The sequence below is a fragment of the Hominiventricola sp. genome (assembly GCF_057604405.1).
Window position 1 is genome coordinate 1 of sequence record NZ_DBLYVB010000111.1, and the last position, 1,054, is coordinate 1,054.

Sequence of the window (1,054 nt, forward strand, 5' to 3'; positions counted from 1 at the left end):
ATTCGTAAACGATCCTATGGATCGTTTCAGACTGTAGACAAAACGCTTTTGGTCAGCACTCCAAAAGCGTTTTTCTTGTTTTGGGTTCAAAAAGTGTGTACTTGATCAATAATAAACACTTTTGGGTTCCCCTTTTTCCCTTCCTGGCTATCATCTTTGCCAGTTTTTTCAGATTCATGCAGGCAAACGTAAGCCCGACTTTCATTTCCATCCGGGCTTTTCCTATCATCTGTGTATAGCGGAATCCGTGGTTTTCTTTTGCTGTTCCGAAGAGGCGCTCTACGGTCTCTTTCCGTTGCGCATACACTTCCTTCATCCCAATCGTATGCCGGATATCCTCACACTTTTCCATGTACGGCTCCCAGATATGCCGGGTCACTACCTTCACATGATCCCTGCTTTCTGTGCACTGCTTCAGATATGGACATCCTTCACAGATCATTCCGCAGCTCTTGTATTCCCGGTATCCGGAACGGTTCGTCGTATGATAAGCCAGCACCTGATCATTCGGGCATACATAGCAGTCAAAATATTCATCATACACATACTCGGCTTTTTTGAAAAAACCATCTTGGGTCATGGGGCGTTTATACGGCAGAAGCGGTGTGATGCCATCATCCAGAAGTAACTTTGCTATCGCTGGTGTTTTGTATCCTGCATCGGCTACCAGTGTCTGAATGCCAATGTCTTTTATCTTATCATACAGGGATTTAAATGTCCGGCTGTCATGCTGGTTGCCGGGATTTACACTATAACCCAGAATCCATCCGTTTTTGTCACAGGCTGTCTGCACGGAATACGCAAAAACATTTTTATGCTCACCCTTTCGGAACCATCCGCTTTCCGGATCCGTTGTACTTTCCTTGACCGTTTTTTCTTCTTTTCCATCAGAGCTGCCACCACAGGAGGGGGGATCTTTGGGATCTTCCTTCTTTTCTTTCAGAGGCTTTTTACCATGCGCTTCCCGGTCTTCATTGATTTCCTTCTTTAACTGCTCTTCGAAGAACAGTGCTTCCTCATCTGCAATCCGTTTCCGCATCTTTTTGCTGTTTGC

General features: G+C 45.4%; 1 pseudogene. It reads right to left on the minus strand.

Features of this window, described 5'->3' with window-relative positions:
- Positions 1 to 26 precede the first annotated feature (26 nt).
- Positions 27 to 1,054, minus strand: a pseudogene (locus ACZMB2_RS14430) (IS1182 family transposase); the annotation flags it as partial.